The following is a 20,150-nucleotide window of genomic DNA, read 5'->3' as shown; positions in this document are numbered from 1 at the left end:
ATTAGTCAGTCATACTCGACGTTCAGGCGCGGAATACGGACAGAATCGACGACAAATCCTGTTGTTCTGTTGGTTGAGGTTCTCGGCTACTAGCACTACTATTTGTGATTGTTATGCCCGTTATGGGGTGCACCAATAAAATAAAGAGGTGCCGCAACGCTAGTGAGAATGAAGGGATGGCACGGGACACCGACGTCCTCGTCATTGGCGGCGGGTCGACCGGCTGTGGTATTGCCAGAGATCTGGCGATGCGCGGCCTCGAGGTTACCCTCGTCGAACGAGGCAATTTGACGGACGGAACGACCGGCCGAATGCACGGACTCCTCCACAGCGGCGGTCGGTACGCAGTTTCCGACCAGGCCAGCGCGACGGAGTGTATTGAAGAAAACGAGATTCTGCGCGATATTGCGGGCCACTGCGTCGAGGAAACCAGTGGGCTGTTTGTCCAGCGCCCGGAGGATCCAGACGCGTACTTCGAGGAGAAACTCGAGGGCTGTCGCGATTGCGATATTCCGGCCCGCGTGCTCTCGGGACGCGAGGCGCGCGAGGTCGAACCCTATCTCGCGAAAGATGTCAAGCGAGCTATTGAGGTTCCCGACGGCGCAATCGATCCGTTCCGCCTCTGCGTCGCAAACGCACTCGACGCGGAGGCCCACGGCGCACGCATCGAGACCCACGCGGAGGTCATCGACTTGCTGCGCGAGGGTGATGATATCTACGGCGTCGAGGTTCGCCACGAGTCCGGCCCTGGCAAGCGGACCCACGCGACGCCGGGCACGACCGAGGAGATTACCGCCGAGTACGTCGTCAACGCAAGCGGCGCGTGGGCGGGTCAGATCGGCGCAATGGCCGACCTCGAGGTCGAGGTTCGACCCTCGAAGGGCGTCATGACGATCATGAACGTCCGGCAGGTCGATACCGTCATCAACCGCTGCCGGCCGAAAGGTGACGCCGATATTATCGTGCCACACGAGACGACCGCCATTTTAGGCACCACGGACGAGGAAGTCGCTGACCCGGACGACTACCCGGAGGAACGCTGGGAAGTCGATATGATGATCGACACGCTCTCGGATCTCGTGCCGATTCTCGAGGAGTCACGAACAATCCGATCCTTCTGGGGCGTGCGTCCGCTGTACGAGCCGCCGGGGACCGGGACGACGGACCCGACAGATATTACGCGCGATTTCTTCCTACTGGATCACGACGACCGCGACGGCGTCTCGGGCATGGCAAGCATCGTCGGCGGCAAGTTTACGACCTACCGTGCGATGGGTGAAGAGATTGCTGACCACGTCTGCGGGAAACTGGGCGTACAGGCCTCGTGTGCCACCGCCGAGGAATCACTGCCCGGAAGCGAGAACCTCGCCCGTCTCGAGGACGCGATGGACGATTTCGGCCTGCGCTCGCCCGTTGCCCGCCGGAGCAAACAGCGGTTGGGCAGTCGCTCACAGAACGTGCTCGAGACCGACGAGCCAAATCCCGTCATCTGTCAGTGCGAGGGCGTCACTCGTGCGGAGATACAGGATGCAATCGAACAATCGGGCTCAGACCTGAACGCGGTTCGGATCCGCACCCGCGCCTCGATGGGCAACTGTCAGGGCGGCTTTTGCTGTCAGAACATGGCGAACGAACTCCATCCCACCTACGACGAGGAGACGACTCGAGCAGCCCTCGACGAACTGTTTCAGGAACGCTGGAAGGGTGAACGCCACGCCCTGTGGGGCCAGCAACTCTCCCAGGCGATGCTCAACTACGCGCTTCATGCGACGACGATGAACCGAGACCGCGATCCCGCGAACCAAGCAGACGACCGACAGCCGGACGACGGCACACTCGAGTACGCGGCCTTCGACGGAGGTGCCTGAGATGGCAATCGAAGACGACGTGCTCGTGATCGGCGGCGGCATCGCCGGCTCGATGGCCGCGCTGTCAGCCGCCGAGCATGCCGACCGGGTTCGCCTGGTCACGTACAAACAGAGCACGCTACGCAGCGCCAGCGGCTTGATCGACGTGCTCGGCTACACGCCCGATGGAACGGGGCCGCTTGCCGACCCGTTCGACGCACTCGAGGAGCTGCCCGACAGCCATCCCTACCAGCGCGTCGGCACCGATGCCGTCCGCGAGGCACTCGACTTATTCGACGACATTGCGGGCGATGCCTACGCTGGCGGCCACACCGAGACGAACGCGCTCGTGCCGACCCACGGCGGGACGGTCAAACCAACCGCTCGCTACCCGGCTGCGACCGCCGCTGGACTCGCGAGTGACGACCGCGATACGCTACTCGTCGGGTTTGAAACTCTGCCGGACTTCGACGCGCCGCTCGCGGCGGCCCATCTCGAGGCGGCAGGTGTCCCTTTCGACACACGCGGCGTCACCGTCTCGTTCCCCGGCATCGAGCGAGACGACGCGAAGGTGACGCGATACGCTCACCTGCTCGAGCGAAACGAGTCGATCTCGATGGGTGGATCCACGACCGGCGCACGCGAGGCGTTAGTCTCAATCGTCGACGCCCATCTCGAGGACGAATCCCGCGTTGGCTTCCCCGCAATTTTGGGCGACGAGCACGCGGACGAAGTACGCGCTTCTCTCGCAGATGCCCTCGGCGTCGACGTATTCGAAGTTCCAATGGGACCACCCAGTTTACCGGGGATGCGACTCGAGGACCTGCTCTATGATGCACTTGGGGACGCTGGTGTTCGCGTCACCTCGGGTGTGCCAGTAATCGACTACGAGACGGCCAATAGTGCAACGAGCGAAACGGCGTCCGATGCAGTCGCCGCCGATGGTGGCAGTGACCGCGAGACACCAGATGACGGCGACGGCGAGCGGATCGACCGCGTCATCGTCGACCGCAACGGGACGATGATTCCCCACCACGCTGAGCAGTACGTTCTCGCGACGGGCGGCCTCATCGGAAAGGGCGTTCGCTCCGAGCGAGCGGACGAGTCCGAGACCGACGCGACCGGCGTCGTCTTCGAGCCGATCTTCGACTGCCATGTCCCACACGCGACGGATCGTTACGACTGGTTCGTCGAGGACGCCTTCGGCGAGCAGCCGTTCGCCCGCTTTGGCCTCGAGACCGATCAGGAGCTTCGCCCGCTTCAGGCGGATGGAACACTCGAGTTTGTGAACCTGCGTGCGGCCGGTGCGGTGCTTGGCGGCTACGACTTCGCAGCGGAGAAATCCGGCGCGGGTGTCTCGCTCGCGACGGGCTACGTCGCTGGCAAGCAGGCTGGCACGCAAGTTGGCGAGGAGGCAGGCAAATGAGCACACAGCAGCGACTGACGACGGATCAGGTGATTCGATGAGTGATGCAGAACAACCGACGGACGATCACGGACCGGGTACAGAGAGCGACGACGAGTTCGAGCCGATTCAGGTATTCCCCGAGGCCGAAGACATGGACCTCCGGCCGGGGGCGGACAACTGTTACAAGTGCTCGACCTGCGACACGAACTGTCCCGTCGCCGAGGTCGACGACGAGTTCCCCGGGCCGAAGTTCCAGGGACCCGAGCAGTGGCGACTCAAACGGCAGGAGGACCAGGACATCGACGACTCGGTGATGAAGTGCTCGAACTGCATGCGCTGTGATAGCGCTTGTCCTTCGGAGGTGCCACTGTCGCAGATGCACAACACCGCCCGCGGGGAGTACGTCGAGGAGAACATGAGCAAACTCTCCCGCGAGTACTGGCGCAACCGGATGCTCGCGAACTACCGGACGCTCGCGCCACTGGGGGCGATGTTCCCACGGACGGCGAACTTCGTGACCGGCCTCTCCGTGACGAAATGGCTCGGCGAGAAAGTCATGGGCATTACGAGCGAGCGCGAACTGCCCGAGTTCGCGACGGAAACGTTCCGCGAGTGGTGGACAAAACGAGGTGGCGCGCAGGTCGAGAACCCGGACAAACGAATTGCGTACTTCCACGGCTGCTACGCCAACTACAACACCCCCGAGGTCGCGAAAGCCCTCGTCGGCGTCTACGAACACTTCGGCTACGAAGTTATGGTCCCCGACCAGTCCTGTTCCGGCACGCCGATGTTCGCAAACGGCATGCTCGAGGATGCCCGCAGAGCCGCAGAAACCAACGTCTCCGAACTCGCCGCGGCGATCGACGAGGGCGCGGACATCATCGCCTCCTGTAGCTCCTGTTCGATGTCGATCCGCCAGGAGTACCCCGAGCTGTTCGACTTCGAGGGCACCGAGGACGTCGCATCGAACACCTGGGACGCCGTCGAATATCTCCGGGTTCACGAAGACCTCGAGGCGGCGCTCGCAGACGCCGCAGTCGACGGCGACCGGTTCGAGGACTTCGCGTACCACGCGCCATGTCACGCACGCAATCAGGGCCTCGATGGACAGACCGTCGAACTCCTCGAGTTGATCGATGGCGTCGACGCACACGACGTGGGCGACTCCTGTTCGGGCATCTCCGGCACCTACGGCTGGAAGGAAGAGAACTACGAAACGTCCATGAAGATCGGGGAGGAGATGTTCGAACACATGGAGCACGCCGACGCCGAGCAGGGCCTGACCGAGTGTCCAACCTGCTCGATGCAGATGGGCCACGGAACTGGCTACGAGATCACGCACACGCTCGAGGTACTTGCAGCAGCACTCCTCGAGTCTGACGCCCCCTCGAGCGCTGACTGATGAACGTCAGAGAGCGCATCGCTCGACGCCGCTCTGCCCATCAGGATCGGACTATCGTCGTCGACCGAGACCACCTCAGTCCGACGGTGCATCGCCAAGAGCCGATCGGCCGCGGACCGGTCTTTGAAGACCTCCTCGATGTCCTCGAGCCGGTTTTCAACGAGCACCTTCCCGATCCCGTCGCGGTCGTCGGCCCGGCTGGCTCGGGAACGTCAGCGATTGTGACGGCTCTGTTTACCGCCATGAACGAGCACTTCGGCGCAACGGATCGGGCGATCGGGACGACGACTCGCTCCACGTCGATGCCGGTAACGTGGTTCGTCACCGTCGATGCTCGCCGTGTCAACAGTCCGTTCGCACTGTATCGAACCCTCCTCGAGGCAGTGTCTTCGGAGCCGGTGCCGACGAGTGGTGTTGGGACGGACGATCTCCGGACACGGCTTGTCGACCGCCTCGAGCGCCATGACCGCCGCGCTGTCATCGCGATTGATCACCACGATGAGCCCGAGACGCTGTCGTACGACCGTGTCATCACGCTGCTTGAGCCAGTCGCCGCATCCGTTGCGGTCGTTGCCGTCGGGCAGGAGCCACCGCCGGAGTGGACTGGCGCAACGGTTTCGATGCCCGCGTACCGACACCACGAACTCGTCGATGTCGTGACCGATCGCACGTCGTCGGGACTTGCACCGGGCGCGCTCGAGCACGAGTCGATTCGCACGCTTGCTGACTGGGCAGACGGGAACGCACACGATGCGCTTGCGACCTTGTTCGGTGCGGCTGTCCTTGCCATGCAAGACGACGCCAATCGGATTGAAGCCAGCCATCTTGAGCAGGCTCACGCAGCGGTTCCCGACAACGGCGTTCACATCGACCGGGCGCTTGCGCTCTCGGAAACGCGCCAGCGCGTCCTGGCACACCTCATCGAGATTGATGCGGCCGACCAGCCGGTTCGAGAACTCGCAGCGACAATCGCCGATCAGTCCTCACTGACCGAAAGCACCGTAACACGGCTGCTGTACGAACTCGCTGATCGGGGCGTCCTCGAGCGCGTGCCACTCCCAAGCGACGGCAGCGGCCGCCGGCCAAGCACGCTCGAGCCACGCATTCCAACGATTCCGTTTCGCGTACTGAGTGAGGCGCGACTCGAGTGAGCAGTCTTCGTCTCGCTGACAGTGAGCGCCGCTTTTGGTGCAACGACCCTGATCAGTCATCACGTGAACCGATGTGACCCTTTTTAGTGATGGACACGGATAGCTTCGATAGCGAAGGCTTGTATGACGATCGAGTTTGAACAGACGACATCGCCGGTCGGTCTTGAAATATGTGATTCGATCGAGCAGCGACGGCTCAAGCTTCAGGCCGACGGCCCGTTTTCAGTGACCACCGTCGACGCCGATGGCTTTTGTTTTCCGGTCGACCGAGCCTGCCGATTTACTGTGTCAGAACTCGTCTTCAACCAATCGTACTCGATGTCGATTCACGATTCGACCGGCCAGACGGAGGCAACGGTCGAAGTTGGTGGTACAGCCCAACTCGAGGGTCGAACGCAGTTTGTTGGGCTGAGCGGGCCGATCCGAGTGTACTGTCGCGTTGATACGGCTGCAACGCTCGACCACGGACTGTCTTCAGTTCGGCTCACGTTCGACGAGCCGGCGACGGTTACACTTGGTGCCCGTTCTCCACACGACCGGCCCGCAGGGACCATCACCACGCCCGGCGACCCAGACTCGCTCATGCAGGCGATTTCTACGCTTCCATCGGCACTGAAGACGACCTCGCCCGAGCGAACGTGGCCGACACTCCGTGGCCACCCGCCGCTGATCGAACTCGGTGACGCCCTCGAGATTCCTGATGCGATCGAGGACCCCGACAGCGACATCGAACTCATCGTCCCAGCCACACACGCAGCGATCTATCAGGCTGCACCGCTCGCGTTTTTCCTCGGTGCGACACTTCGACCGGGTAGTGAGCCAACACTCGAGACACCACGCGGGAGCTACCCGCTCACCGAGGATCGCTCGCTCGAGGATGCGGTCGCCAGACTACTCAAGCGGAGTTTCCTGCTTGATTGTCTCTCCCGCACTGACGGTCTCTTTCAGTACGAGTTCCACGAGCGAACGGCACTTGCGGACCGGTTGCCGTTTGATCTCGCCGAAACCTACGCCGCCCCGCTTCCAGATCGCCTCGAGCGCTATCTCGAGGTGCCGTACGATCTCCTCGAGCCGTACGTTCCGCGCTGGCCGTTGACGGCGCACCTGCCGGCCGAGCCAGCAGCAGCCGAAATCATCCCGTTCATCGTTAACGAACTCGGGATCGTTCGGATCGCCCGGGGACAGCGCCTCGAGTCCGCACCGGCCCAACATACCGAGTCGACACCGGACGCTCAGGTTGTTCGGTCAGCGAGCAGTTCCCGCACGAACGCGCCGGACTCGCTCGATACCGGGCCCTCGACGATCGTTCCACACGTTACCGACGAAGCCGTCGAGCACGCCTGGTTCGGTGACGGCGTCCCCCAGAACGCCTCAAAAGCGACGGTCGAAGCCTACCGCAATCAACTCACTCGAGACGAACGAACCGAGTCCATCGAGATTTTGCTCGTCTGTAACGACGCCCGGATGCTCGCCGAACACGACCTGCTCGATGAGACCTATGGTAACCGTGAGGCGCTCCCGTTCGAAATCGACTCCGCATTTGGCGTCGATACGGACCAGTTCGCGTCGCTACTCGAGGATGGTGGCTACGACTTCCTCCACTACATTGGCCACGCAACAGCGGATGGACTTCGCTGTCCCGACGGCGACCTCGACGTCCGAGCCCTCGAGTCGGTCGACCTCGGTGTTTTCTTCTTGAACGCCTGTTGCTCCTACGAACAGGGGCTCGCGTTGACCCGTCGCGGCGCGTTTGGGGGCGTGAGCACATGCGCGGACGTTCCAAATGAGGAAGCAGTCGACGCCGGCGAAACGATGGCTCGCCTGCTCAATCGCGGCTTCCCACTTCGTGGCGCACTCGAGATCGCACGCGAACACTCGCGACTTGGCGAGCAGTATCTGATCGTTGGCGACGGCTCGACTGACATCGCCCAATCGGACGGCGGCGCGCCAATGGTCATCGAACTCGAACGAACGGCTGACTCCTGCCAGTTCGGTGCAACCTCGTACTCAACCAAGGAGTTTAAACTCGGAACAACAACGGCATCGACGCTTGAGGTAGCTGACGATCGGCATCTGACACCCAGTACGACCCCGCGGTCGGCGGTCGATTCGCAGGCGCTTCAGGAGTATCTCACGTGGACCAAGTTTCCAGTGTTGTACGACGATGAACTCCACTGGAACGACGGAATTGGGCCGGGCATCGATCTGTAGCCTAACGCCGACGTGGCCGAAAAACCGGCGTGTGCTGTTCTTCGGGTCTTAGCTGGGTGTGTGCTTGCTGTACCAATTCAGGGACCGATCTGTGAGGTGCTGCCACCAGCGACCGTGCCCGCTTGACTCAGCAGGACGAACATAGTGAACAGGACGCCGATCATTCGTGGGTGCTTGGCGAGGTAATCGCGCATGCTGTCTGACTCAACCATACACCACTGGATGTTGCCGACGGTAATAAGTTTAATTTATCATTACAGACACCCGGACGACTAATTGTTGTTCAACAGGCTCAGATCCAGCCTGGTTGGATTGGGTAGGCCGCGTGTTCGCACCTCTGACCATGTCCCAGGCCGCATCAACACCAGAGCGTACACCAGCTATGCCGTCGAAAGGGTCGGAAAACAGTCGTAGCCATCAGAATAGTGGGCGACTCGAGTGTAACTCCCAGTTGAACGCCGCGTTAAAATTCAGCCACTACTGCGTGTCGTCACACGCGTCAGTACTTTCTCTCGTCCGCAAGAGCCGCCGAGTACAGGCCGTTGCCCCGTATTGACGGTTATCTTCGGCTCGCCCGAGCGAATTACCAGTTACACTCTTTGGAGTCGGTCTCAGGGACGTGGCGCGATCGGCTCGAGCGCCGGTTCCGTTTCGGTCTCGTCTTCTTCGTCAACCGTCTCATCTTCATCAACGTCCTCAACGCCGTCCATGTCATCCTCGTCTGCATCTTCCGCATCGATCTCGTCCGCTGCTTCCGGTTCGTCAGCTTCTTCTGGGTCGTCGACTTCCTCGAGTGTGACCTCGAGGTCCTCGCCGTCGAGGACTGCAGATTCAGGGACGTCGGTCTGACCCTCGTAGTAGACCAGCGTCTCGTCATCTTCGTCCGCACTGACTGTGATCTCGTACTCATCCATCGCGTCGACGCTACTGTTCGTGTAGCCGTCATCGACACCGCGTTCGTCGTTCGTCGCGTACGGCACCGTCAGCTCGAACGTGCCGTCATCTTCGAGGTCGACTTCCTGCGTGTAGGTGAACGGTCGATCCGTTTCCGTCTCGAGGTCGACAGCGGCGGTGACCGTCGCATCGTCATCAGCCAACTCGTCGTCATCAACCGAACCGGAGAGCGTCGCGCCATCGACGCGCTCGAAGGTCTTCAGTGACGAGGTGACCTGCGCGTTGTGATAGTACTGCTCGCCGAATGGAATCGCCTGATTCGTCTGGCTTGCCATCTCCACTTGCGCGGCTATCTCTTCGACATCGTTCCAACTTCCTTGCTGGAAGCGGTCCGACGTTGTTGGCTGTGGCGCAACCTGCCCCGTTGCCTGATCTACCTGCACACCAGCACCAACGATCGAGAACGTATCTGCCTCGTGGACAAGTCGGTACTGCTCGAGTCCATCTGCATCATCGAGATACAGCGAGGCAACCATGGTGTCGTGGTAGTTGTCGTTACCCGCTGGGAGTGCCATCTCGTTTTCCTCGAGGAGGACGTTCTGTTCATCGAAGTACGTCTCCATCGGCGGCTCGGTCCACTGCGAAATTGCCGTGAACTTGCCACCTGCCATCTGATCGTCGATCATTACGTACCGCATCTCCTCATGCGTGGCGTTTTCGGCCATCGCCTCGAGTTCTGCGTCAGATTCATCTTCGGGTGATTCACCGGCTGAGATGGCGTCGAGGACTAACTCACCGCGTTCTTCGGACTCTGCAGTCAAGAAGGCAGACGAGGAGGTCGCACCCGATTGGAAGGGGTTCGAGTGTGGTGCTCGTTCACCCTGTGTCGTTATCAGGTGGCCGTAGTCCCACCAGGACATGATACCGTAGGAGCCAACGGGATAGTCGTAGTTCTCGCCCTCTGGGTACTCGTAACTGCCGTAGAGATCAAGTTGACTGGCGTTATCTGCACCACCCCAGTCTCCCTGTTCAGGTGTATTCTCTGTAACCCATTCGTTTGAGTCTTCCCAGAGAAGCGAGTCACCGGACGGACCTGTGGCGCCGCCGCGGTCCATCGCTGTTGCACCTCCCATTGACGTCAGCAGTGGCACAAACAACACGATCACAATGAGTAGACCGGCAATTGCCTGATATGTCTCGATCCCTCTGAGTGAGTTGACACCGCTACTGATATCGAAATCGAAGAAGCGGATGATGTCGGCAACGAAGGCCGCGTTAATGACGGCAACTGGAAGCACGAGATAGTACGCAAACCGAACCTGCGTCGCAGCCATGCTCGTCAGGAACAGCGCCCACACGATGACCAGCGTGTGCTCAGTCCGATACTCGCGGTCGAAAAAGGGACGAGCAAGGAGCAATCCGATGCCGAGAAGCATCGTAAAGAACGCAGTGCCTGTCTGAGTGAAGACGTGCGTCGCGAAGTTTGGTGGTGACTGGGCTTCCTGAATCGTCGCGTCAGTTGCTGCCCCACCGAACGGAACAACACGGCGTGTTGCGTTATCGACGAGCGTGTCGAACAAATCTGGAAGCACCAGCCACATCACCAGAAACGTCGCAGCGATGAGGCCTGCAATTGCACCTGGATAGTAGCGGCGCTCGACCTCGAGTTGGTTCCACTGGCGAGCGAACCAGGCCATGAACACACAGCCACCTGCGACGAGTGCCGCACTCAGCGGTTGAATGTAGCTGAAACTAGTGACGCTTGTGCCCGGCTCTTCGATCAGCAGCGCCGTCAACAGCGCTGCCGACCCGAGACTGACAGCACCGACAAATGCAGTGTGTTCCGGGGATCGACCTCGGACGTAGTCGAGACAGAGTTGCACAGTAAAGAACACCGCAAAGATGCCAACGAGGACGACCGCTGGCGGCCAGACCCAGATGTAGAGCGTCAGTGCAACGCCTGCAAGCACGCTATAGAGTGCTGGGTTTCGAAGCGTTTGCCAGTCTTTGTCGACGAGCAACTCGTACACCGGCTGTTCGCGTTCTGCAGCACGGAGCGCAACCATCATAGCGAGGACAGCAATCCCCATGAACAGCACTTCAGCAACATGGTGCTGGAGTTGGCCAACCGTCGATTGGGCAAGGAACCGACCAGGAAGAAGCGCCAGAAGAAGCACCGAAACGATCCCTCCAAGCGTTCCACCGAGCCGACGACCCATGTAGAACACCGGAATCGCAACCAGTGCAGCAAGAACCGGTACCATGAACAGCGACACCGTATACAGCGTTTCAGTTGTCGGATCGCCGAGACCGACGATCATCGCCGCCGTGACGAGAATCTGGTCGAACAGCGTCCCGAACTGCCCGACGTACCGACCGGTCGGGAAGCTCGTCCAGATGTCGTACGGCATCGTGTACGGATAATTTTCGGCCGTCCACTGGACGGTCCGCCAGTGGTACCACGAGTCGACCGCGGCCAGACGCGCGTTGCCGTCGACCATCGCGACGCTCTCGTACGCCTGAGTTCGTACCCAGACCATAAACAGCATCACAGCCCCGAGAATGGGGATATGATACCAGTCTTCCCACGTCTCGAGGACGGACGTTTCCGTACCCTCGTCGACGTGTTCAGTGTCAGTACTCATTAGCTTCCATCAGTGCCAAGTCAAGAATAAGCCTTGTCATCTATTCGCGGTGTTTTCCTCTCAGACCACGCAAAATCGTACTTTTTCGGTGAGAATCTATCCCACTGGCTCCTCTCAGACTCGTCAATACACCCGAACGAAAAGGCTTATTCCCTGTTCAGGGCAACCGATCCAACAATGAAGGTCTCCGTCGTCATCTGTACGTATTCGATGGACCGCTACGATGTCTTCTCGGAGTGTGTCGATAGCGTCCTCGCCCAAACCTACGACCCACTCGAGGTCGTCATCGTCGTCGACGGGAACGATCCGGTCTTCGAACGCGTCACCGACGAATACGGTGACTGCGAGAACGTCGTCCTCCACTGTAATGACGAGAATCAGGGCATCTCCTACAGTCGAACGCGCGGAGCAGAGATCGCAACCGGAGACGTGGTGGCATTCATCGACGATGACGGCGTTGCCGAAGCGGATTGGATTGCGGAACTTGCAGGAGTCTACGAGGAGACCGACGCGATAGCAGTCGGCGGCCACGTCAAACCTGACTGGGTAACCGAGAAACCCGACTTCTTCCCCGCCGAGTTCTACTGGCTGGTCGGCTGTGACGAACGAGGCTTCGGCGAACATATGGAGGAACTTCGGAATACGTACGGCTCGAACATCTCCTACCGGCGCGACGTCTTTTTGAGCGTCGGCGGCTACGATGAGAATACTGGCCGGAAAGGCGACCGCCACATCCAGGCCCACGAAGCGCCGGTTTGTATCCGAATCGCGAACAAATACGGTAAGGGCGTGATCTACAACAAAGAGGCCGTTGTGCATCACAAGTTGTTCGGCTATCGCGGAGATTTCCGTTGGTTGGTGGGACGATCGTTCTGGCAAGGATACTCGAAGCGGATTATGGACCTGCTGTTGCCCGAAGCGTCGGGCGATAAGAACGAGTATTTGGGGCAGCTTCTGCTCGAGTTCGTTCCGAGTCGATTGCGATCGCTCTTTCGCGAGCCGTCAGCGCCAAAGATGAAGCAGTTAGTGACGATTTTCGTGTTTACGGCAGCAGTTGGGTTCGGCTATCTGTACGGATTGATTCAGTCGAACAACTCACTTGTCAGTGAGCCTGCTGTGACCGACTCTCGAACCGATACCGATGACGCATGAGACATCCCTCCGAGTTCTGCATCTCGCGACCTCTAATGAGGTGTTTTTCTCCCAGCAAATCGAGACACTCGAGCGCAAGGGCGTCAATACGACCGTCCTTGTCGTCCCTGGTGCCGACCAAATTGACGGCGATATGGGGTCCGGTCGCGGCCCGATGGAATATCTCCGATTCTTGCCGCAGGTTCGTCGCGAACTTCGTTCCGGAGAGTACGATCTGATCCATGCGAACTACGGATTGACCGCTCCCTTCGCAATCACACAGTTTCAACTTCCGGTCGTGGTCACGCTGTGGGGTTCGGACGTCGTCGGCGCCGATGGTGCCGTGACGAAAGCTTGCGCCTGGCGCTGTGATGCGATCACCGTCCGCAGCGAGGAAATGCGTGAGTTGCTCGGTCGCGACGCACATATCCTTCCCAGTGGCATCGACCTCGAGAAGTTCGAACTGATGGACCGCGAGGCGGCCTGCGAGCAAGTCGGTTGGGATCCGGATCGCACACACGTCTTGTTCCCGTACTCGCCGGACTACGAACGCAAGAACTACCCGCTGGCTGAGCGCGTTGTCGAGCGGACGCGGGATCGGCTGGGAACTGATGAGGACGAACTCGCTTTGCAGACAATCTCAGGCGTCCCGCACGAACTGGTTCCCGTCTTCATGAATGCTGCCGACGCACTGTTGCTCACTTCTCGACACGAGGGGTCGCCTAACACCGTCAAGGAGGCAATGGCCTGTAACCTCCCAGTCGTCTCAACCGACGTCGGCGACGTTCGGACACGACTTCGAAACGTATCACCGTCTGGCGTCGGAGAGACCGAAGTGGAACTCGTCGATCATCTCGTGGATGTTCTCGAGTCTGGCGTCCGATCAAACGGCCGCGGGGAAGTACGAGAGGTTAGTTGGGACCGGATCGGGGATCGGATCCTCGAAATTTATGACCAAGTTCTTTCGCCGTGAAAATATACTATAGATTGTGAGGCGAATCACTGACTGGTGAGAACCGGCAGATTGAATGGGACGTTGATTCGAATGACATCGCGGAACCGCGGCGATAGGATGAGCAATATTCCGATGTAGACGAGCGCTCCAACGGCAACGATACTGATGGTTGTAAGGATGGACGAGAGGCTCTCCGATGCCGGGCCGGCCGCACGATTCATCGGATAGACGACGGAGGCCATCGCCAGCGCCGCAGTGAGTTGTCGGGAGACTTCAAGAACCGACACTTCAAATACGATGTAACGAGAAATATTCTGATGATGATCGAGACGTCTGCCCAGAAGTACGCATAGGGCTCCGTCTCCTTCACTCATCTGCTTCGTAATCGCGCTTGCGAGCCCAATCTGTCCGCCGACCGAGAGCCAGGTGACGACTGCCAACGCAACCGCATAGTATCCGAGGACTCCGGGACCAAGAACGCGATCGAAGTAGATTGTCACCAAAAATCCAATTGCCAAAGTAGTAAATATCTTCATTGCCTCTATTGCAGAGAAACCATATTGAAGCTCGAGAACGCGATCTTGAATCCCCCGTGAAGTCGGTGACTGACCTTCTAATCCGAGAAGGGTTTGTATCACGACTTCCACAGGTTACAGTACCGACTGACTGTCGAACATGAACATGATTCAACTGTCGTCGATCTTCGGGCGTCTTCGTCGGGTATACGCAGAGGAAGGACTCCGTTCACTGGTCGGGAAGTCGATTTCTTATGTATACCGATCAACCCTTCATAAGGCCGGCCTGATCGGATTGTACGGCTCCGACCAGTTTCTTGAGTTGCTGCAGTGGAAGAATGCCGGGTTCGGCCATTACAACGCCGAACCATTCGAAATCGTCGAAGTCGATCCATCGGAAATCGAATTTGTGACGGGACGTGGGCCATTCCCGGGTCGATTCAGATGGATTGACATTGGAACTGTCTCGGGAGGTGACTGGGATCGAAGTACCGAACGCGTTGATGACCTACCAGTTGTCCGTGAGCTCATGCAACGATTTGATCAGGAGAATGCATGGAGTGAGGTATCGCCGCCTGCGTCCGACGCAGACGGAGAATCTATGACTTTTGCGGCTGAGATTGACCGCGAAGCCGTCGATCGACTGTACGCATCAATAGCGGCGGATGGATACAAACGCAAGCGGGGCCTTCTCAAACAGAACGGCCATGAATCGACGGCTGCCCACCCGCGGTTCGAGCCGTACGATGAGGTCGTCGTCGATATCGGTCGCGACGGCGAACTTTTATTCGTCGACGGTCGTCACCGACTCGCCATCGCTCGCTGCCTCAATATAGATCGAATTCCAGTCAGAATCGCCGCTCGCCACCGCGAATGGGTCGAAGCAAACGCTACCGATGAGTGACTTAGACATGACTGACGCGGAAGAGTACGACGAACCGCGAAAACAACAGCACAACGGTACGCAAATCATCAGACGAGCACTCGATAATAATGACGTTCGCCACATTGCTGGCCGTCTCCTCGAGTATTCCGTTCTGCTTCTTCCGGGAGTTCGAGCAGTATACTGGCGTCTCGCACCTGAGTTCTATGGACGACGGTACAATGACGACCTCTCGCAGTTTGACCATCCCCCACATCCATTCAAACTGATATGGATCGATCCGAACATGATCGAACGGTTCTCGCCACGAATCAACTGGAAGCAAAACCCGCGTTACGATGTTGGAGTTGTACTTGACGATGACTGGGACCAGCAACCGCTCTCCGACGTTGAGGGCGTTGTTTGTTCGGAGCGACTCGAAGAGACACTACTATACAAGGCTCTTGAGCGACGGATTCACGACAATGTAGAGTGGGAGGAGACCGAATTCTATCGGGCACTAGTTAGTCGAACACAATTGTCCAACCCAGGCTGGTACGGCTGTCTGGATGTAGCCGATGTCCGCGACCGCTGTCGCTATCTTGATGACCTCACCAAATCGCTCGATACGGTTGGTTACAAAACCCAGGCGGACCTCCGAGAAACGCCGCCATCGCTGACCGATCAAACAGGATTCGGATTTTTCAACGAACGAGTGAACGAGATTGCCGCTGACATTGATCGCGACGGAGAATTGCTCCTCGCCGGCAACCGAAATCGGTTGATCATTTCACAACTTCTCGGAATCGAGTCGGTACCTGTGTTTGTCGCTGCCAGACACGAACAGTGGATGGCACACCGTGAGACGGTTGCTCAAGCCAAGCGCAAAACAACTCATCCCGATCTACAGGATCTACCACATATCGGGCGATCGTAGAGCGAGTGAATCGCGACCCGAATGATCGGACAGAAGGAAGTATTGTACGTCCGTTAGATGGTGTGTTGCTATGCTATCTGTTCTATAGTCGTCACTAGAAGTAATCACTTACTTTTGGAAACAAAAAACGATTTAGAGCGGTATCGATCGCTGTTACGAGTTCAGGCCCGGCCTCGTCGAGTTACGGTTCGTGTGGCTGTGCAAAGTGGACCATCAGACGTTTCAGAATGTTCTTCCAAACCACTCAATATTATGACCTCTCTATTGCGTATTCAGCGACATCCGGATGATCGAGGTGCGCCTGCGCCCGTTTGGAAAGGTCGTCTACAGCGTCTGCCGTTCGAATCTCGGCACGAACCTCCTGCCAGGAATCATGTCGAACGATGACCTCGACCGGAATTGACTCCAAACCAAGCAGTGCACAGATGGCCGTTCGATGGCGCATCCCGTTGTTGGCGATTAGCGAACCGTCCCTACCGATATTTATTGTAATCGGTCCGTGACTTGGATCGTATCCCTCGGACTCAAGCGTTCGATACAGTTGCTCGCGACTCTCGAAGTACGCATCTTTCGTGTCGTAGCCTTTTTTCGACCGGCCGCGTTCATACTCGCGAAAAATTCGCTTGCCATACTCAGTTCGCTCCCACGGGACGCCGTCGTTGAATCGTCGTTTGTACGCCCGATAGATTGGTTCAGACTCGATCGGTGCCGTGTATAGATCCCAACTCCCAGGAAGAACTAACCCGCTGTGATATGTTCTGTGAAATCGGCCAAACGGGAGATCTCGTCGTGTCAGATAACTTTTCATGAGATGGTCGTTCACGTCAGTTGCGTCTACCCAGATCCGCTGCGAGGAAGTAGATATCGTATCGTATCGGGCTAATAAATAGCCCCTTCGTGCTTTCCGAGCTGCAGTTGTCCTGCGAACGGCCCATAGCGGGCCTTCCACAAGAAGCGACATCAAACCCTCCCGCTCAATTTTTTCTCTGATCCTTGCGACGTTTTCCTCTACGAGCATGTCTATCGAATACCTTTCAAAATGCGGTCGGCTGGGAACAGGATCACAGTCACTGCGTTGCACCCGTCCACTTTGTTGGGTTTACAGTATCAAAAGATACGAGAATATATAAGTCTATGCGATATCTGTGAACGACACATGAGTGCGAACGAAACCCACGGTCAGGACGGTCACTTCGCAAGTTGATCAACCGGAAAGCATAATTTGGATACCTTCCTCAGTTTTACTTAACACACGATGCGTCTCGGACAGACTTCGGCCATCTATTTTATCTCGAAGTTTGCCGCGTCGGCGCTTGGGTTCATCGCGACGATCGTGTTCATTCGGCTCCTCGGCGAGGAAGTCTACGGCTTCTACGCGGTAACGCTTGCACTAGTCTCGTGGCTCGGAATTATCAAAAGCGTCGGCTTTGGACAGGCAATTGTCAAGAGAATGAGTGAAAGCGAAGAGGTCGACGCGTATTTCGCTGCAGGTACGATGATCAAAGTGGTTCTGACGGCGACCGTCGCCGGCGGTGTATATATTTTCCGTGACTATGTTGATTCTTACGTTGGCCAGTCTGTCGCAGAGTTGGTGATTTTGTTACTGGTCGTTACGATTTTTAGCGAACTTGTTAGCTCGGCGCTCAAAGGCACGCACAGAGTCCACATCTATGCGCCACTGAAGACGTTGAAAGAAGGTGCACAGACTGTCGCAATGATCGCACTCGTTCTCCTCGGGTGGGGTCTTACGGGTATGCTTATCGGCCACGCTGTCGGCATAACCATTGTTGCTGCACTCGGCCTCTTGATCGTTCGGCCGAGTGTCGCTGTTCCGCGGTGGCACCACATCGTTCGGCTGTTCGACTTCGCAAAGTATGCTTGGATTGGAAAAATGCAAAAGAAAACGTTCAGCGATATGGATATTCTTGTTCTCGGGTTCTTCGTTCCAGCTGGGCTCACCGGAATCTACGCTGTCGCTTACTCACTGGCAAAGTTTCTTGAGGTTTTTGGAAGCGCGATCAGCACGACGTTCTTTCCGGAGATAAGCAAACTCTCGAAGCAGGACGATACGAAGCTGATCGGGACGCTCACGAACGATGCACTCACGTTCTCAGGGCTGTTTCTGGTTCCCGGTGTTGTCGGCGCGATGCTACTCGGCGACCGACTGTTGCTCGTGTACGGGCCCGGGCTAGACATCGGCGCGCACGTACTCGTCATCCTTCTTGTTGCGGTTCTCATCTACACGTACTCGAAACAGCTGTTCACTACGCTCAACGCCATTGATCGTCCGGATTTGGCGTTTCGGGCGAACGCGACGTTCATCGTCGCGAACATCGTATTGAACATTGTGCTCGTGTACTCGTTCGGATGGGTCGGCGCAGCGATCGCAACGGCGTTGTCAGCAACCGTCGGTTTTGTTCTCTCGTTGTACTACACCCGGAAATTGATTGATGTTCATCTGCCGTACATTGAAGTCACCCGGCAATGGCTTGCCGCCCTTCTTATGGGCGTCGTCGTCTACGCTGCTCGAGAAGTCGGAGAAACACACCCAATCGAAGCGTACAACGAGGTGTTCGTCGTCCTGTTAGTCGCCCTCGGCGCGGGAGTATACTTCGCGGTATTACTCACAATCTCGAGTCGACTCCGGACCGCAGTGTCGGATAACCTTCCTTTCGAGGTCCCACTCGCCAACTGATACGGACTGCTGCCCCGAGTTACCAAGGTAACCGCAGGATATTCGCGGGTCCTCCGGAACTGACGGACAGCAGTCTGTATGAGGGACCTATCTTTCACAAGATCCCCCGTGGGCAACGGAACCCGCCTGCGGCCGCTCACCGACGATAAGCCGAGATTCCCGTCGAAGCCAACGAGAAACCCCTCATCGAGGATGTCTTTGACAATCTCTTCGAGATTGGCACCACCGAACTGATCGTCGCCATGGGCTATGATGGACGATAGAGACGATTCGGATAGATGGCTGGCAAATAGACATCAGCTGTCTCGAGGACTGGAATCGAGTCGCGAGCGATTGGGAGACGACTCCTCGTAGGCAATCCAGTAAGTCGTGATCGCAACGTACAAACAACGCGCACTCGATCCGTTACCGTATGAACGTTCTCGTCACGGGCGGTGCAGGATTTATCGGCTCGCACATCACGGAAGGGTTACTTTCTGCGGGTCACGACGTGACTGTCCTTGACGTGATGGATCCGTTTTATGACCTGAAGATTAAAGAACAAAATCTCGAGCGCTGCCGAGACGCTGGCGGTGATCGATTTTCGTTCATCGAAGGGTCGATCACCGACGAAGATGTTATCGAACGGGTGATCGCCGACAACGATATCGAGTATGTCTACAACCAGGCCGCACAGGCAGGCGTCCGAGCAAGTGTCGAAAACCCGAAGAAGGTCCACAAAATCAACACGACGGGGGTACTCAATCTGCTTGAAACGGCTAACGCGTACGATGTCGAGCGCGTGATCCACGCCTCTTCGTCGTCGGTGTACGGCGTCGACAAGTATCTTCCCTACGACGAATCCCACCCGAACACGCCACAGAGCCCTTACGGAGTGAGTAAACTCACCGCGGAGCACTACTGCCGGGTGTGGAGCGAAATTCACGACGTTCCCACCGTCTGTCTTCGATACTTCACCGTCTATGGCCCTCGGATGCGTCCCAACATGGCAATCACGAACTTCACGTCACGCTGTCTCAACGGAGAGTCCCCAGTAATCTACGGCGACGGCGAGCAGACGCGGGATTTTACGTACGTCGACGATGTCGTCGCAGCGAACCTCAAACTCCTCGAGACCGATGCGGCAGATGGAACCGTGATGAACGTTGGCTCGGCGGGAACGATCACGATCGACGAACTTGCGGCGCACGTTGTCGAGGCGACGGGTGCAGATGTCGAAATCGCGTACGACGCGGCTCGTGAGGCGGATGCCCGCCACACTCATGCGGATGTCTCGAGGGCGCACGAGTTGATCGGCTATAAGCCGACGACAAGCATCCGCGACGGCGTCTCGCAGTTCGTCGCGTGGTACCGCGAGAACCGCGACTGGTACGAGCCGTTGGTTCGCCGTTCGTAGCGCGGTTGTCTCGCTCGCGAGATGTCTTGTCCATAGTGGCACATCCATAATCCGGTACAGTCCCCTGCCCGCGATGGGACATCCAAACTGACAAATATTTC

Annotated in this window: 15 protein-coding genes and 1 pseudogene; 12 read left to right on the top strand and 4 right to left on the bottom strand. The window is 58.0% G+C overall.

Translation table 11 applies throughout. The features are described from left to right. Positions 1–176: 176 nt before the first annotated feature. The 5 genes from glpA to G6M89_RS02065 all read left to right on the top strand — a co-directional run bounded on the left by glpA (position 177) and on the right by G6M89_RS02065 (position 8,019). Positions 177–1,868 carry an anaerobic glycerol-3-phosphate dehydrogenase subunit GlpA gene (gene glpA / locus G6M89_RS02085; RefSeq protein ID WP_165160137.1) on the top strand — a complete coding sequence of 564 codons (1,692 nt, stop codon included), beginning with the start codon at positions 177–179 and terminating at the stop codon, positions 1,866–1,868. Between the two features lies 1 nt (position 1,869). Next, positions 1,870–3,273 (top strand): glycerol-3-phosphate dehydrogenase subunit GlpB, encoded by a 1,404-nt coding sequence (gene glpB, locus G6M89_RS02080; RefSeq protein ID WP_165160136.1) that lies wholly within the window; start codon positions 1,870–1,872, stop codon positions 3,271–3,273. A gap of 37 nt (positions 3,274–3,310) precedes the next feature. Further along, positions 3,311–4,657, top strand: coding sequence for an anaerobic glycerol-3-phosphate dehydrogenase subunit C (locus G6M89_RS02075; RefSeq protein ID WP_165160135.1), 1,347 nt, complete (start codon positions 3,311–3,313; stop codon positions 4,655–4,657). Further along, positions 4,657–5,808, top strand: a complete 1,152-nt coding sequence (locus G6M89_RS02070) for a Cdc6/Cdc18 family protein (protein ID WP_165160134.1) — start codon at positions 4,657–4,659, stop codon at positions 5,806–5,808. Before G6M89_RS02075 ends, G6M89_RS02070 begins: the two co-directional genes overlap by 1 nt. A 123-nt stretch (positions 5,809–5,931) precedes the next feature. Then, positions 5,932–8,019 carry a hypothetical protein gene (locus G6M89_RS02065; RefSeq protein WP_165160133.1) on the top strand — a complete coding sequence of 696 codons (2,088 nt, stop codon included), beginning with the start codon at positions 5,932–5,934 and terminating at the stop codon, positions 8,017–8,019. Positions 8,020–8,096: 77 nt separating this feature from the next. Here the strand turns inward: G6M89_RS02065 and G6M89_RS22525 are convergent, their stop codons facing one another. Together G6M89_RS22525 and G6M89_RS02060 are read right to left on the bottom strand one after the other, a co-directional pair. Then, entirely contained in the window at positions 8,097–8,231 is a 135-nt protein-coding gene (locus tag G6M89_RS22525) for a hypothetical protein (RefSeq protein ID WP_255487936.1), read from the bottom strand. Positions 8,232–8,630: 399 nt separating this feature from the next. Beyond that, a complete protein-coding gene (locus G6M89_RS02060) occupies positions 8,631–11,558 on the bottom strand; it encodes an oligosaccharyl transferase, archaeosortase A system-associated (RefSeq protein ID WP_165160132.1) in 2,928 nt (975 codons plus the stop codon). A 177-nt stretch (positions 11,559–11,735) separates the two neighbouring features. Here G6M89_RS02060 and aglG point away from each other — a divergent pair, with 177 nt between their 5' ends. Beyond that, entirely contained in the window at positions 11,736–12,710 is a 975-nt protein-coding gene (gene aglG / locus G6M89_RS02055) for a glucosyl-dolichyl phosphate glucuronosyltransferase (RefSeq protein WP_165160131.1), read from the top strand. Then, a complete protein-coding gene (locus tag G6M89_RS02050) occupies positions 12,700–13,662 on the top strand; it encodes a glycosyltransferase (RefSeq protein ID WP_165160130.1) in 963 nt (320 codons plus the stop codon). Before aglG ends, G6M89_RS02050 begins: the two co-directional genes overlap by 11 nt. Before the next feature lie 26 nt (positions 13,663–13,688). Here G6M89_RS02050 and G6M89_RS02045 read toward each other — a convergent pair whose 3' ends face one another. After that, a complete protein-coding gene (locus tag G6M89_RS02045; protein ID WP_165160129.1) occupies positions 13,689–14,144 on the bottom strand; it encodes a hypothetical protein in 456 nt (151 codons plus the stop codon). Positions 14,145–14,319: 175 nt separating this feature from the next. Here G6M89_RS02045 and G6M89_RS02040 point away from each other — a divergent pair, with 175 nt between their 5' ends. Next, the gene (locus G6M89_RS02040) at positions 14,320–15,063 is read left to right on the top strand and encodes a hypothetical protein (RefSeq protein ID WP_165160128.1); all 744 of its coding nucleotides are present in this window, start codon (positions 14,320–14,322) and stop codon (positions 15,061–15,063) included. 7 nt (positions 15,064–15,070) lie between these two features. Further along, entirely contained in the window at positions 15,071–15,958 is an 888-nt protein-coding gene (locus tag G6M89_RS02035; RefSeq protein ID WP_165160127.1) for a hypothetical protein, read from the top strand. Positions 15,959–16,208: 250 nt separating this feature from the next. On the opposite strand, the gene G6M89_RS02030 is transcribed toward G6M89_RS02035, so the two are convergent. Then, a complete protein-coding gene (locus tag G6M89_RS02030; RefSeq protein ID WP_165160126.1) occupies positions 16,209–16,766 on the bottom strand; it encodes a hypothetical protein in 558 nt (185 codons plus the stop codon). A 447-nt stretch (positions 16,767–17,213) separates the two neighbouring features. Between G6M89_RS02030 and G6M89_RS02025 the strand changes: the two genes are divergently transcribed. The 3 genes and pseudogenes from G6M89_RS02025 to G6M89_RS02020 all read left to right on the top strand — a co-directional run bounded on the left by G6M89_RS02025 (position 17,214) and on the right by G6M89_RS02020 (position 20,049). Then, entirely contained in the window at positions 17,214–18,653 is a 1,440-nt protein-coding gene (locus G6M89_RS02025; RefSeq protein WP_165160125.1) for an oligosaccharide flippase family protein, read from the top strand. A gap of 78 nt (positions 18,654–18,731) precedes the next feature. After that, positions 18,732–18,904, top strand: a pseudogene (locus G6M89_RS22520) (sugar phosphate nucleotidyltransferase); the annotation flags it as partial. Positions 18,905–19,065: 161 nt separating this feature from the next. Next, positions 19,066–20,049: a GDP-mannose 4,6-dehydratase gene (locus tag G6M89_RS02020; protein ID WP_165160124.1), complete on the top strand. Its 984-nt coding sequence runs from the start codon at positions 19,066–19,068 to the stop codon at positions 20,047–20,049. Positions 20,050–20,150 lie beyond the last annotated feature (101 nt).

It is taken from the genome of Natronolimnobius sp. AArcel1 (genome assembly GCF_011043775.1).
Lineage (GTDB): Archaea > Halobacteriota > Halobacteria > Halobacteriales > Natrialbaceae > Natronolimnobius.
The sequence above is the reverse complement of the archived record's forward strand: the minus strand, read 5'-3'. Positions and strand labels throughout refer to the sequence as shown.